Below are 13,699 nucleotides of genomic sequence, written 5' to 3' on the forward strand. Positions count from 1 at the left end.
GCCCCTCTCTTGGCTCAGGAGTGTTTGCTTTTTCACCCCATTAGATCTTTAGGAGATATTGCATGAACACAGACACCATCGCTAATTCCAATGCGGATGACCCCACCAAAGCACTGTGTTCGCTGAGCCAAAATTGGTGGCTTTTTGTGCTGCGCGGTGTCTTGGCATTGATTTTTGCAGCCCTTGCGTTCTGGATGCCACAATCGGCTCTGTTGGCCATGACCATCATGTTCGGCGCATTTTCCTTGGTCAATGGCGCGTTCAACTTGGTTGCAGCGGTGCGCCATATCCAGAAAAAAGAGCGCTGGGGCTGGCTGCTGTTCAGCGGCATTGTCGGCATACTTACGGGCGTCGTCGTCCTGGTTGCTCCTTGGGTCGCCACGATAGTCTTGGCTTCTTTTTTATGGGCTAGCGTGGGCTTCTGGGCGATTTTCACCGGTGTGCTGGAGATATCCGCCGCCGTTCGGCTGCGTCAAGAAATCAAGGGTGAAATCTGGCTTGCCTTCAGTGGACTGCTCTCGATTGTCCTTGGCGCTATCGTCTTGTGGATATTTTTTTCCCGTCCGGTCGAGTCATTCCTGGCCGCAGGCTGGCTGTTGGGCTTCTATGCGGCAGTCTATGGTGTCACGCTTTTGTTCTTGAGTTGGCGTCTTCGCAAAACGCGCCAGGGATAAGAGCGGGTCAAACTAAATTCTATGGATATGAGCATTTTCGGTTCGTGCCTCCATAGAAATGACATCGAAGGAGTCATACATGCAGATGCAATATAGCTATCGAGCTATCGACAAAGAGTTTCATGAACCTTGGCAGAGAGCTTTGGGAAATGTGATCGAGCACGCCCTCAAGCCATTGCTCGACAAACACACTAAAGATTCAGTGCGACTTCAAATCGTCCTTGATCGCGACAAGACCAAGCGGCAATTTCTGGCCAGTGGCTATATGCACCTGCCCGGCAAAAAGATTGTCAGCGTTACTGCATCACATGACGAGCTGACGCCCCTCGCGCAGATGCTCGCACAGTCGTTGTTCCGTCAGGCCAAGAAGCATTTTGACCGGCTGCATGCTCAGGACCAAATCAAGCGCAAAGCACGACGCGAGCGCTTGCGCGAGCTCAAGGTGCGAATTGCCGCAAAACCCGCGTCAGCCGCCCATGAGGCCAAAGTGACCCGAATGCCTCTACTGTCGAAACTTGAAGCTGTCGCAAGGCGTGAGCTGGCTTATCTGCGTGCCGTCGGCGATTTACCGCGCGATTATCCGACGCTGCGCGACGTGGTGGATGAAGCGATTGTCCAAGCTGAGGTTGGATGGCAATCCGTGCCGGAAGAAAAAGCGGCTTACATCGGTCTTCTGAAGCATCTGTTCGCCGTCCTGGATCACGAAGTGGCAAACAGCCGGCAATTTGGCGAATTCGTTTCTCTGGACGCGCCGGTCGAAGCGGATGCCCAGGACGTCGCCGAGGCCATGGTGGAAGAGGAAGTCTTCGAATTTTATCAGCCCGATGACACACTCAGGCTGGCCGATATCATCGCTGACAGTCAGCATCCCGATGCCGCAACGATCGCGGAACAGGAGGAGCTAGTTGATTGGTCGAGCGAGTTCGCTTTTGTATTCGACCTGCTGAAGGACATGCCGCGTTTGTGGCGGCGCATTTTTCTGCTTATCCGTGTGGACGGGCTGGATGCCAGCAGCGTCTCTGAAATCCTGCTGATTCCTAGTAAGGAAGATACTGTCCAAAGGTGGCTGATGCAGGCCGAAGCGTTTATCGCTGCTCATTTGGAAGAGGCCGGAGTAAGCAAAGACGGGAACGATTGGCTCCAAGGCGTTGATTGGTCGGCATTGTCTGTGACCCGAAGCGCGGCAGCCTCACTGTGGTCCAAGGAGGCGAACCATGAAGAATGATCTTCACCTCGTCTGTCCGCATTGCCAGTCCATCAACCGCGTACCGACTGCGAAGCTATCGGAACATCCCAACTGCGGCCGCTGCCAGCAGCCCTTGTTCACGGGCGAACCCATCGAGTTGACCACGGCGACGTTCTCGCGCCACGTGGAGCGCAGCGACCTGCCACTGTTGGTCGATTTCTGGGCACCTTGGTGCGGGCCGTGCAAGATGATGGCCCCGCAGTTCCAGCAAGCGGCGCGCCAGCTCGAACCCAGGGTCAGGCTGGCCAAGGTCAATACCGAGGCAGAACCCCACCTGGCCGCGCAGTTCGGCATCCGCAGCATTCCGACGCTCGCCCTGTTCCAGGGGGGACGTGAGATCGCCCGTCAGGCCGGCGCCATGGGCGTGCAGGACATCGTGCGCTGGGTATCGGCACAGCTTGGGCGCTGACCGATGCAGGGCCTGCTGGGCGTTACGCTGAGTCTGCTGGCGGCGTGCAGTCTGGCGGCTGTGGTGACGGCTGCGCTCAGAGTGCCCGCCTTGCTGGGTTACCTCGCCGTCGGCGCCTTACTGGGCCCCTCAGTCACCGGCGTGATCGCGCCGGGAAAAGCGCTTGATTTTCTGTCCGAGCTGGGAGTGGCGCTGCTGCTGTTCATGGTCGGACTGGAATTCTCCCTCGGGCACTTTTGGCTCACTCGCAAGACCGTACTGGTGGCTGGCAGTTTGCAGATGGTCGTTGTGGCCGCACCTCTGACCCTGATGCTGATGGGTTTGGGGCAGCCAGCTCAGAGCGCTGCGCTGCTCGGCACTGCGGCGGCCATGTCGTCCACGGCGCTGGTCAGCCGACAGCTGGCCGACCAAGGCGAGCTCACCACCCGCCACGGCCGCAGCGCCATCGGCGTGCTGGTCTTTCAGGACCTGGCCAGCGTGCCCCTGCTGGCCCTGCTGGCGATCTGGGCGCGCGGCGAGTCGCCGAAGATCGAGAGCGTGCTGCTCGAAGTGTTGGGCGTGCTGATGTTGTTTGCGGCAGCGGCCTTCGCCTCCCGTCGTCTGTTGCATGGCCTGCTGGGCTGGGTGGCGCGGCAGGGCCACGAAGAATCCTTCGTGCTGGTTTCCTTGTGTGTGGTGGTGGCTGCCGCCGCTGCTGCACACGCGGTCGGCGTATCCGCCGCCCTGGGTGCGTTTTTGGCCGGCATGGTGCTGGGCGAGAGCGACTTCCGTCACCACATGGAAAGCCACCTCAAACCGTTTCGCGATGTGTTGTCGGGGGTGTTCTTCGTGACCATCGGCCTGCAGTTGGACGGAGCGCAGATTCTTTCGGCACCACTGGCGGTGTTCGCGTGGCTGGCAGTGCTGGTACCGGTCAAGATCGGGCTCAACACCCTGGCCTTGCGGGCGACGCGCCTGTCCGCCCTCGATGCCTGGCGCACGGGCATAGCGTTGGGGCATGGCGGCGAGTTCGCCCTGCTGTTGTTGGGCATGGTCTTGCAGCAGCATCTGATTCCCGCGACCGTCGTACAACCCATGCTGGTCGCGCTGGTGCTCAGCATGGCCTTGGCACCGCTGCTGATCCGCCATCACGATGTACTTGCCCGGTTCTTGAGCCGCACCGGCGGCGTCATTCAGCCACCCCAGGCTGAAGAAGTTGAGATCACCGCGCAGACAGCGCGATTTCGAGACCACGTCATCATCTGCGGCGCGGGCGAGCTTGGCCTGACAGTCAGCGAGATTCTTCGCCACGCCGGCGTGGCGCATCTGCTGCTGGAGGCGGACGCGCAGAAGGTCGAGGCCGAGCGTGCCGCCGGCGTGCCGGTGTTCCATGGCGATGCGAGTCGGCCCGATACCCTGCTGGCTGCCGGGTTGGCGCAAGCGCGTCTGGTGGTGCTCACGTTCGCCCATGCCCAGCAAGCGTTGCGCATCGCCCAGGCGATTGCCGAGCGCCGTCCGGCGCTGACCTTGTGGGTGTCATGCAGAAGTACGACCGCGGCCGATGCATTTCGCGCCATGCCCAACGTGCGCGTGTACCATCAATCCTTTGCCGCAGCTATTGGGCTGGCGGAACAGGTGATGTCGACGCTTGGCATGTCGACCGAGCTGATTGAAGGACACATCAGCGCAATGCGCCGCCGTCTCGACAGCAGCCGTTTTCCGGGGAGTTCATCGTTATGAAATCAACACGCTTTAACCCATTTCAGGTCTTCCGTGACCAATGGGCCATCATGAGTTTATACGAGCGCTTCGAGCAGGTCGTCGCGCTCGTGCTGTCGGCGGTGATTGCAATCATCATCGTGGTGTCGCTGTTCCAGGTCATCTCCATCGTCTTCACGCTGCTGGTTCTCGATGTCTTCAATCCCCTGGATCACAAGGTATTCCAGAGAGTGTTCGGCATGATCATGACGCTCTTGATCGCGATGGAGTTCAAGCATTCCATCGTGCGCGTGGCGCTGCGTCAGGACAGCATCATCCAGGTCAAGACCGTGATCCTCATCGGCCTGATCGCGCTGGCGCGCAAGTTCGTGATCCTCGACCCCGAGGCGAGCCCCGCAAAGATAGCCGCGCTGGCAGGCGCCACGCTGGCTCTGGGTGCGACCTACTGGCTGCTGCGCGAGCGCGGCGACCGCGCCGCCGCGACCTCTGAGCATGACCCGTCATCATCCCAGTGATCCGCGCACGGCGCTGTTGCAACACCGCTGGCTCAACCGCCTGCAGACCGGGCTGTTGGTCCTGACCCTGGTCGGGATCGCAGGCGCCGCAGGAAGCCTGCTGTTCGGGAAAAGCGGCCTGTGGCTCGCGCTGTTTGCCGTTGCAGGCACGCTGCTGCTGGAACCGGCAGCCGCATCCGCCTTGACCTTGCGCCTATACCGCGCCCGGGCGCTGCACACGCACGAAGCCCCGGAAATTTGGCCCCTGTTGCACGAGCTGTCCGCCCGTGCCGGTTTGCCCGCAACGCCGGTGCCGCACTACGTGCCCAGTGTCGTCGTCAACCCCTTCGCCACCGGATCGAAGCAGGAGGCATCGATCGCCCTCACCGATGGCCTGCTGCGCCGCCTGAGCCCACGCGAGCTGGCGGGTGTGCTCGCGCACGAGATCGCGCCCATCGCCAATGAGGATCTGCGCGTCATGGGGCTGGCGGATTCCGTCAGTCGCCTCACGAGCCTGCTGGCCCTTATGGGACAGATCGCGATCCTGCTGAGCCTGCCCGCGCTGCTGGTTGGCGCGGCGGAGGTCTATTGGCCTGGTTTATGGTTATTGGCCGCATCGCCCCAGCTGGCCCTGTTCGCACAGCTCGGCTTGTCTCGCGTGCGTGAGTTCGACGCTGACCGCCTCGCTGCGGAACTGACTGGCGACCCGCAGGGGCTGGCGTCCGCGCTGCCGAAAATCGAGCGGGTCAGCCGCTCATGGCGTGCCTGGTTGTGGCCGGGACGGGGCAATCCCGAACCCTCCTGGTTGCGCACGCATCCGGCCACGCAAGAACGCATCTCACGCCTACTGACGTTGGCGCCTGGGCCAGCATCAGCGTTGCCACTCCACGCGCCCCATTTCTTGCCGGAATCCGCTGTGACGCCGCGCCCACCGCGCTGGCGCCCGAGCGGGCTGTGGCGCTGATTGCCTATCAACAGGAGACTTCTCATGGCCTACCCCGACCCGTACCCACGTCCCGCGCCGGACCACTTCGTCCGGCGCTGGCTCTTCATCACCGCCTGCATTGCCGCGCTCATGCTGCTGTGGCAGTTCCTGCCCGCCATCGAGGCCTGGTTCAGTCCGCGCGAGGCGGCAGATCGCACCGTGACGGCGCGTGGCGATCTGGCGGCGGACGAGAAAGCCACCATCGAACTGTTCGAGAAATCGCGCGCCTCGGTGGTCTACATCACTACCGCACAATTGGTACGCGATGTCTGGACGCGCAACGTCTTCTCCGTGCCGCGCGGCACTGGCTCGGGCTTCATCTGGGACGACGCCGGCCACGTCGTCACTAACTTCCACGTCATCCAGGGCGCGTCCGAAGCCACCGTCAAACTGGCCGACGGCCGCGACTACCAGGCCGCACTGGTGGGGACGAGCCCAGCGCACGACATCGCCGTGCTCAAGATCGGCGTCGGTTTCAAGCGCCCGCCGGCCGTGCCGGTCGGCACCAGTGCCGACCTCAAGGTGGGTCAGAAGGTGTTCGCTATCGGCAACCCCTTCGGCCTGGACTGGACGCTCACCACCGGCATCGTCTCCGCGCTCGACCGCTCGTTACCCGGAGAAGCGGGCGGCCCGGCCATCGATCACCTGGTTCAGACCGACGCCGCCATCAACCCTGGCAACTCCGGTGGGCCGCTGCTCGATTCGGCAGGAAGGCTCATCGGCATCAACACGGCGATCTATAGCCCCTCCGGCGCCTCGGCCGGGATTGGTTTCGCCGTGCCGGTGGACACCGTCATGCGCGTAGTCCCGCAACTCATCAAGACCGGTAAGTACATCCGTCCGGCGCTGGGCATTGAAGTGGACGAACAGCTCAATCAGCGCCTGCTGGCACTGACGGGAAGCAAGGGCGTGTTCGTGCTGCGTGTCACCCCTGGTTCGGCAGCGCACAAGGCCGGGCTCGCGGGTGTCGAAGTCACGCCGCAAGGCATCGTGCCCGGCGACCGCATCACCGGTGTTGATGGCAAGGCGACGGACGATGTGGCCAAGCTGCTCGCGCGGCTAGACGACAGGAAGGTCGGCGATGTGGTGGTCTTGTCAGTGGAACGGGCCGGCAAATCGCGCGAGGTGCGTGTGGAGCTGCAACCCGGGAATTGATTGAACTGAACCTGTGGATCAGGCGGTAGTGCAGCGTCGCGGCGATTGAGGTTCTCAGGTCTTCGGCCAGGTAGCGTTCCGCCTCAACCTCCGTAATTTTCGGATGCGATCTGCCTATCCGAATAGGCAAGCATGCAACGCCGGAGCCTCTTGCCAATCATCGAAGGAGAAAGCGAGGCGCAATCCGCATGAGGTGGACGCAGGCCAGGAACGAGGCAAACAGGAGGCCGCATTGGAACTCAGACTACTGCGCTATTTCGTTGCGGTCGCGGAAGAACTGCATTTCGCGCGAGCGGCCGAGCGCCTTGGCGTAGAACAATCGCCTGTGTCGCGCGCAATGCGAAATCTCGAAGCCACGCTCGGCGTGCAGTTGTTCGACCGCAGCGCGCACCAGACGCGACTGACCTGGGCCGGTCAAGTGTTCCTCGGTGAGTGCCGGCGCGTGCTGGCCACCGTGGAGCAGGCGGTGAGTGCCGCAAAGGCGGCGGCGCAGGGCTATCAGGGTTATCTGCGCATCGCCATCTGCGACAGCTTGGCGCAGCCCCACATTGCCACCTTGCTGGCGCGCAGCCGCGAGGAAGAGCCCGAACTGGAGATTCGCGTCTTCGAGCTGCCTTTCGCGCAGCAGCTCAAGGGCCTGCACAACGATCTGCTGGACATCGGTTTTGCGCTGTCGGACGCGGTGAGCGAAGGCCTTGTCGCCGAGCCCGTGTGGACCGATCCTCTGTCGGTGATCGTGCCCGTGCGCCACCCCTTGTTGGCGCACGCGGAAGTGCCATTGGATGAAGCCTTGAAGTTTCCGTTGGTACTGTGCCATCCGGACGCGGGATCGGGCTGCCACCACCAGATCCAGGCGGTGCTTCAAGGTGCGTCCAAGCCGCTCAAGCTGGTAGATCAGGTGACGAGCCTAGGCGTGATGCTGACTCTGGTCGGTGCCGGTTATGGCCTAGGTTTCGCCATTGCCTCGCAGGTGCAGACCCTGAACCGCCCCGACATAACCGTTCGCCCCTTGGCCGGCACGCCGCCCATGCTGTCCACCTACCTGCTGCGCCGCAGCGCCGAACCCTCTGAGCCCATGAAGCGGTTTCTGCAGCGCGCCCGCGAGGAGTTCCTGCCAAAGGGAGATGAACCGGCCTCGTGACGTTGAGCGCTCGGGTACATTGGCTATTGCTGGCTGTCCATGGCTCGCACTGGACTTGCTCGGAGCGCGCGTTGACCAAGCGTGGTTTTCAGTCCATAATTATGTCCATCTCGGTTCGCCGAGTGCGGAAAACTCGTTATCAATCAACGAGTTGGGAACACGATGATGTTCCCTTCACCCGCTCCAAAAATATTGAAAGCCCGATGTGCCTTGCGCCATCGGGCTTTTTCTTTGGGCGTGCCTGTCGCGGCAATTTTCAAAAGCCAGGCAGCGCTTGGGTGTCGCCCCAGCAAGCCCCTTCGATGTGCAGCATGCGCAGCTTGGTGGCCGTGCCGCCGGTGGCAGAGAAGCCGCCCGCCTGAAACCCCGCCCCCAGCACCCGGTGGCAAGGCACCACGGGCGCAAACGGGTTCAGGCCCAGCGCCTGGCCCACGGCGCGTGCCAGGCCTTTGCTGCCCAGTTGCTCTGCGATGTCGCCGTAGGTGCGCACCTGGCCGGGCGGTATAGCACGAGTGATAGCGTACACGCGCTGGTGAAAGTCTGACACCTGGGTCATGTCCAGCACCACCTCGCGCAAGTCCAGCTTGTGCCCCTGCAGCAGCGCCTGTATGCCTTGGATGGCAGCGGCAGCATCGGGTGGCGGAGTGGCTGTTTGACAAGTGCCGCTGGCGCGCAGCAACCGCGCCACCGTGGCCGCGTCGTCCTGCTCGGGCAACTGCACCGCGCGCACGCCTGCGGCGCTCCACGCCAGCGCACAGCGGCCCACGGCCGTGTCGAACAAGGCATGGCCCAGCGCGGGGCTGGGCCGCAAGGATGGCTCATGCATTGCTATACAAACAATAGCTGCATGCGCTTATAAATCAGGCGCTAGCGGCCTATTTGACCTTAAACGCTCGGCCAGCACTGCCGGTGCTCAGTCTTCGCTACGCAAAGCCGCGCGCAGCTTGGCGCCCAATTCAGGCTTGCCGGCAAAGGGGTCAGTGGGGTTGCGCACCTGCAGCACATCTTCCATGCGCGTCTGCACCGAAGCCAGCGCCTGAGGATGGCTGTAGATGTAGAACTGGCCTTGCGCTGCCGCGTCGAACACTTTCTGCGCCACCTCGGCTGCCGTAACCTTGCCGCTGCCCACGGCCTTGTCGCTCATGGCCTGGCCGATGAGCTGGCTCTTGGTGGGCTTTTCAGAGGGCAGGTCCTGCGGGCGGTTGCGGTGGCTCTGGCTGATGCCGGTGGGCACAAAGTACGGGCACAGCACGCTGGCGCCGATCTGGTCGGTAACGAGCGACAGGTCCTGGTACAGCGTTTCAGACAGCGACACCACGGCGTGCTTACTCACGTTGTAAATGCCCATGTTGGGCGCGTTCAGCAGGCCTGCCATGCTGGCCGTGTTGATGATGTGGCCACGCCAGGCGGGGTCGGCCTTGGCAGCCGCCAGCATCATGGGGGTGAACAGGCGCACGCCATGCACCACGCCCCACAGGTTCACGCCCAGCACCCATTCCCAGTCCTTGACCGAGTTCTCCCACACCAGGCCGCCCGCGCCCACACCGGCATTGTTGAACACCAGATGGGGGGCGCCAAAGCGCTGCTGCACATCGGCGGCCAGTTGTTCCATCTGGGCGGCGTTCGACACATCGACCTTGCGGGCCAGCACCTGACTGCCTGCGGCCTGCATCTCGGCAGCGGCGGCGTCCAGCGCGTCTTGCTGCACATCCACCAGCACCAGGTTCATGCCCAGGCGCGCGCCAATGCGGGCACATTCCAGTCCAAAGCCCGAGCCTGCGCCGGTCAGCACCGCCGTCTTGCCAGCAAAGTTGTCGATCATGTTTTTATCTCCTTGAGTTTGTTGTTGGATATTCTGTGAAGGGCACGGCCCGCGCCGTGCTTCAGCCGGCAGCCTTCTTCAGCACGTATCCGATGCGCGGAAAGTGCACATGCACCGTGCCTGCGCGCGGGTCGTTGCGGCGCAGGGTGTAGCGGGTGCGGGTGGCGGCCATCAGCTCGCCTTCGGTCACTTCGGTGCCGAAGCTCTCGGCAGCAATTTGCACCTGGCTGCCCAGCGCAATGCCGTGCTCGTCCTGAAAAATATCGCCCAGCAGCGGCATGGGTTCAGCCCCTGCCGCCACGGTGATTGCGTCTGCCGCGCTGAATTTTTCGATGCGCCCCTGCCCCAGTGCCTCAATGCGGTCCATCCACTCCAGCACGGCGGGAGTGGCGTCAAAGATGCTGTCCATCAACGGCACCACGCGACGGGTGAACCACAGCGGGTGGTAGGCAGCAAAGTCGGCCACGCAGGGCTCGGTGCCGAAGAGGAAGTCGTGCTCTTCCACCATGTGCGCAATGCGCCGCAGGTACGAGCGGTAGGCGGCCGTAGCGTCTTGCGGGCGCTGGCGCACCATGCCTGCACTCATGGCCTTGCGATCTTCTGCAAACGCCTGGGCAGCAGCGGGCGGCAGGCTGGCAAACAGCATCTCAGCGCCTTTGGGCTGCAGGTTGTAGGCCATGGAGGCCCAGAACAACGTGCTGTCAGCCCACTGCGCAAACACGCGCGACACACCCTTGAGGTGCGGCGGGTACAGCACCGGTTCAGGCTGGATGTGCTCCAGCACGTCGCAGATCAGGGCGGTGTCGCAATAAATATCCGCCCCCACCTGCAGAACGGGGGTTTTGCGGTAGCCGCCCGTCAGTGCCACCAGATCAGGTTTGGGGCTGATGCTGGGAATGATGACGGACTTCCACGCCAGTTGTTTGAACCCCAGCACCGAGCGGATTTTTTGCGCGAAGGGCGATGAGGGGTAGTGGTGAAGAATCAGGGCAGACATGGCGAAATCTCCTGTACAGCGTTTTCAACCAAAAGCACTTGCGTGTGCACTGCGGCGTAACAAGCTGGGGCACACGCGCGGCGCGCCCGTTCAGCCCTGCACCACGGGTGGGGTCCACAGCATTTCGATGTGGGGGATGTCATCTTCGAGGTATTCGTCCGACACCGCCACAAACCCAAAGCTGCCGTAAAAGCGCTGCAGGTGCGCCTGCGCACTGATGCGCACCGCCCTGCCCGGCCACACCTGCTGGCAGCGGGCCAGCCCTTCGGCCACCAGCAGACGGCCGGTGCCGTTGCCACGCGCTTCCTTGGCGGTGACCACGCGGCCAATGGAGGGCTCGGGGTAGTTCACGCCCGGGTCCACCACGCGCAGGCAGGCCTGTAGCACGCCCGCCTCGTCGTAGCCCAGCAGGTGATAGGACTGCTTATCAGCGCCGTCGGGGTCCTGGTACGGGCCCTGCTCCAGGATGAAGACCTTGCAGCGCAGGGCCAGCGCATCGTGCAGGGCATGCACGCCCAGGTCGTCAAAGCGGGCCCAGGTCCACTTCAATGCCATCAGACCAGCTTCACCAGTTGCTTGCCGAAGTTCTTGCCCTTGAGCAGTCCCAGGAACGCCTCTGGTGCGGCAGCGATGCCCTGGGCAATGGTTTCGCGCGGACGCAGCTTGCCGGTGCCGACCAGCGTGCCCAGCTCCTTCAGCGCATCGGGCCACACTTCCATGTGTTCACTCACGATGAAGCCCTCGACCTTCATACGGTTAATCAGCATGAGCGCAGGGTTGGCCATGGGCAGCGGTGTGCCGTCGTAGCCAGCGATCATGCCGCACAGGGCGATGCGGCTGAAGGCGTTCATGCGCAGCATCACGGCGTCCATGATCCAGCCGCCCACGTTCTCAAAGTAGCCGTCGATGCCGTTGGGGCAGGCTTCCTTGAGTGCCTTGGACATGGCTTTCACGTCGCCATGCACCTTGTAGTCAATGCAGGCGTCAAAACCCAGCTCTTCGGTGGCGTACTTGCACTTGTCCGCACCACCGGCAATACCCACCACGCGGCAGCCGCGGGCTTTGGCCAGTGCAGCAAACGCACTGCCTACTGCGCCGGTCGCAGCGCTCACCACCACGGTGTCACCTTCTTTGGGGGCAATGATCTTGACCAGGCCATACCAGGCCGTCACGCCGGGCATGCCGACGGCGCCCAGGTAGTGCGACAGCGGCACATGGGTTGTATCGACCTTGCGCAGCGCACCAGGGGCATTGGCATCCACCACGCTGTACTCCTGCCAGCCGCCCATGCCCACCACCTTGTCGCCCACGGCGTACTTGGCGTTGCGGCTTTCCACCACCTCGCCCACCGTGCCGCCAATCATCACTTCGCCCAGGGGCTGCGATGCGGCGTAGCTCTTGCTCTCGTTCATGCGGCCGCGCATGTAGGGGTCCAGACTCAGGTAGTGGTGGCGCACCAGCACCTGGCCATCGGCCAGCGCAGGGGTCTCTGCCGACACCAGCTTGAAGTTGCTGGCCACGGCTTCGCCCTGGGGGCGGTTGTCGAGGAGGATCTGCTGATTGATGGGCATGGAAAATCCTTTTGCTATGGTTTCAATAGCTGCCAGCGCTTTATCTGCAAGTGCCAGAGGCCAAAAATACTTGAAGTGCTGATTTGCACTTCGTCGCTTCAGTCCGTCGAGACAGACTTGAGCTGGTTGATGTTGCGCCCGTCTACCGGCAGGCGCTTGACGTACTTGAACGTGCCAGTGGCATGGCTGCAGATGCGCCCTGCCGCGTCATACACCGAGCCTTCGGTGAAAGCCAGCGTGGCCGTGCGGTGAATCAACCGACCCTTGGCCACCAGCGGGCCCTTGGCGGGCTGCATGAAGCTGGTCTTCATCTCGATGGTGACCACGCCCATGTCCGGCGTTTCGCTGCGCGCGGCCGTGGCCATGGCCACGTCCAGCAGGGTCATCGACGCACCGCCGTGCGTCACGTCAAAGGAATTGAAATGCTCGGGCTTGGCCTCGTAGTGCAACTCTGACTCACCACCTTCCATGCGGTGCAGGGTGAAGCCCAGGTGGGTGACAAAGGGGATTTCAACGCCGAAACTTTTCAAAACAATTCCTCGGTAGGCAAACTAAGAGACGCGCGATTCAGGCCAGGGACCGTCCCGCCGCGCTGGTGGGCTCCCCTTCCCGGGAAAGCCGAGAGAAGGGGAAAAGCGGCAAAGCCGCGCAGGGAGTTGTACTCTAGTTCAACCGCCCGTCACTACGCTCACGCCCCCATCGACCGCCAGCCACTGGCCGGTGATGTGCTTGCCCGCATCCGACGCATACAGCACGCACAGACCCTTCAGGTCTTCGTCGTCGCCCAGGCGGCCCAGTGGTGCGCCCGCCTTGAGTTTTTCCTCGCCCAGGGCCTTGAGCGTGCCCACCGTCATCTTGCTGGGGAAGAAGCCGGGGCAGATGGCGTTCACTCGGATGTTGTACTTGCCCCATTCGGCCGCCAGCGCGCGGGTGAAGTTGATCACCGCGCCCTTGGAGGTGTTGTAGGCAATGGTGTTCATGCCGCTGGGGTTGCCACCCAGACCGGCGATGGAAGCCACGTTGATGATGCTGCCCTGCTTGCGGGCAATCATGCTGTGCTTGGCGATGTGCTGGCTCAGGATGAAATAGCCACGCACGTTCAGGTTCATCACCTTGTCCCAGGCGTCCACAGGGTGGTCTTCGGCGGGCGAGCCCCAGGCGGCGCCTGCGTTGTTGACGAGGATGTCCACATGGCCACCCAGGCGGCGAATGGCTTCGTCGGCCAGGCTGCGGATGTCGGCCTCGTTGGCGCAGTCAGCGGCAATCCATTGCGCATCAATGCCAGCGGCTTTCAGCTCGGCAACGGCCTCTTCCAGGTCAGACGCCTTGCGTGAGCTGAGCAGCACCTTGGCACCGGCTTCGCCCAGCGCGTGGGCCAGTTGCAGGCCCAGGCCGCGCGAGCCGCCGGTGACCAGGGCGGTCTTGCCCTTGAGGTCGAAGAGTTGCTGGATGGTGCGATGGGTCATGTGGTGTCTCCTTGTGTTTGCAATCGGGGTTGGGCAGCGCT

Annotated in this window: 15 protein-coding genes; 8 read left to right on the top strand and 7 right to left on the bottom strand. The window is 62.8% G+C overall.

Annotation, left to right across the window (positions count from 1 at the left end):
- The first annotated feature begins 62 nt into the window (after positions 1-62).
- The 8 genes from hdeD-GI to PQV96_RS11795 all read left to right on the top strand — a co-directional run bounded on the left by hdeD-GI (position 63) and on the right by PQV96_RS11795 (position 7,802).
- Positions 63-674, top strand: a complete 612-nt coding sequence (hdeD-GI, locus tag PQV96_RS11760) for a heat resistance membrane protein HdeD-GI (RefSeq protein ID WP_016451631.1) — start codon at positions 63-65, stop codon at positions 672-674.
- 79 nt (positions 675-753) lie between these two features.
- Positions 754-1,899 carry an RNA polymerase sigma factor gene (locus PQV96_RS11765; RefSeq protein ID WP_273623040.1) on the top strand — a complete coding sequence of 382 codons (1,146 nt, stop codon included), beginning with the start codon at positions 754-756 and terminating at the stop codon, positions 1,897-1,899.
- Positions 1,889-2,329: a heat resistance system thioredoxin Trx-GI gene (gene trx-GI / locus PQV96_RS11770; protein WP_066695959.1), complete on the top strand. Its 441-nt coding sequence runs from the start codon at positions 1,889-1,891 to the stop codon at positions 2,327-2,329. The genes PQV96_RS11765 and trx-GI overlap by 11 nt, the downstream gene beginning before the upstream one ends.
- Before the next feature lie 3 nt (positions 2,330-2,332).
- The gene (gene kefB-GI, locus PQV96_RS11775; RefSeq protein ID WP_273623041.1) at positions 2,333-4,048 is read left to right on the top strand and encodes a heat resistance system K+/H+ antiporter KefB-GI; all 1,716 of its coding nucleotides are present in this window, start codon (positions 2,333-2,335) and stop codon (positions 4,046-4,048) included.
- Positions 4,045-4,542 (top strand): heat resistance protein PsiE-GI, encoded by a 498-nt coding sequence (gene psiE-GI, locus PQV96_RS11780; RefSeq protein ID WP_273623042.1) that lies wholly within the window; start codon positions 4,045-4,047, stop codon positions 4,540-4,542. The genes kefB-GI and psiE-GI overlap by 4 nt, the downstream gene beginning before the upstream one ends.
- Complete coding sequence (locus PQV96_RS11785) at positions 4,520-5,485, top strand: zinc metalloprotease HtpX (protein WP_273623043.1); 966 nt, start codon at positions 4,520-4,522, stop codon at positions 5,483-5,485. Before psiE-GI ends, PQV96_RS11785 begins: the two co-directional genes overlap by 23 nt.
- A gap of 24 nt (positions 5,486-5,509) precedes the next feature.
- Complete coding sequence (locus PQV96_RS11790; RefSeq protein ID WP_273623044.1) at positions 5,510-6,661, top strand: S1C family serine protease; 1,152 nt, start codon at positions 5,510-5,512, stop codon at positions 6,659-6,661.
- A 232-nt stretch (positions 6,662-6,893) separates the two neighbouring features.
- Positions 6,894-7,802 (top strand): LysR family transcriptional regulator, encoded by a 909-nt coding sequence (locus PQV96_RS11795; RefSeq protein ID WP_003141085.1) that lies wholly within the window; start codon positions 6,894-6,896, stop codon positions 7,800-7,802.
- 256 nt (positions 7,803-8,058) lie between these two features.
- On the opposite strand, the gene PQV96_RS11800 is transcribed toward PQV96_RS11795, so the two are convergent.
- The 7 genes from PQV96_RS11800 to PQV96_RS11830 form a co-directional block, all read right to left on the bottom strand.
- Positions 8,059-8,628: a methylated-DNA--[protein]-cysteine S-methyltransferase gene (locus PQV96_RS11800; RefSeq protein ID WP_420482145.1), complete on the bottom strand. Its 570-nt coding sequence runs from the start codon at positions 8,626-8,628 to the stop codon at positions 8,059-8,061.
- Between the two features lie 87 nt (positions 8,629-8,715).
- The gene (locus PQV96_RS11805; protein WP_066695935.1) at positions 8,716-9,624 is read right to left on the bottom strand and encodes an SDR family oxidoreductase; all 909 of its coding nucleotides are present in this window, start codon (positions 9,622-9,624) and stop codon (positions 8,716-8,718) included.
- A 61-nt stretch (positions 9,625-9,685) separates the two neighbouring features.
- Positions 9,686-10,621, bottom strand: coding sequence for a glutathione S-transferase family protein (locus tag PQV96_RS11810; RefSeq protein WP_273623046.1), 936 nt, complete (start codon positions 10,619-10,621; stop codon positions 9,686-9,688).
- Positions 10,622-10,711: 90 nt separating this feature from the next.
- A complete protein-coding gene (locus PQV96_RS11815; RefSeq protein ID WP_273623047.1) occupies positions 10,712-11,176 on the bottom strand; it encodes a GNAT family N-acetyltransferase in 465 nt (154 codons plus the stop codon).
- Entirely contained in the window at positions 11,176-12,192 is a 1,017-nt protein-coding gene (locus PQV96_RS11820) for an NADP-dependent oxidoreductase (RefSeq protein WP_273623048.1), read from the bottom strand. The genes PQV96_RS11815 and PQV96_RS11820 overlap by 1 nt, the downstream gene beginning before the upstream one ends.
- 98 nt (positions 12,193-12,290) lie before the next feature.
- Positions 12,291-12,722: a PaaI family thioesterase gene (locus PQV96_RS11825; RefSeq protein WP_044398454.1), complete on the bottom strand. Its 432-nt coding sequence runs from the start codon at positions 12,720-12,722 to the stop codon at positions 12,291-12,293.
- Between the two features lie 138 nt (positions 12,723-12,860).
- Positions 12,861-13,658: an SDR family oxidoreductase gene (locus PQV96_RS11830; protein WP_044398452.1), complete on the bottom strand. Its 798-nt coding sequence runs from the start codon at positions 13,656-13,658 to the stop codon at positions 12,861-12,863.
- Positions 13,659-13,699 lie beyond the last annotated feature (41 nt).

Origin of the sequence: Acidovorax temperans, from assembly GCF_028596105.1 — a bacterium.
Lineage (GTDB): Bacteria > Pseudomonadota > Gammaproteobacteria > Burkholderiales > Burkholderiaceae_C > Acidovorax > Acidovorax temperans.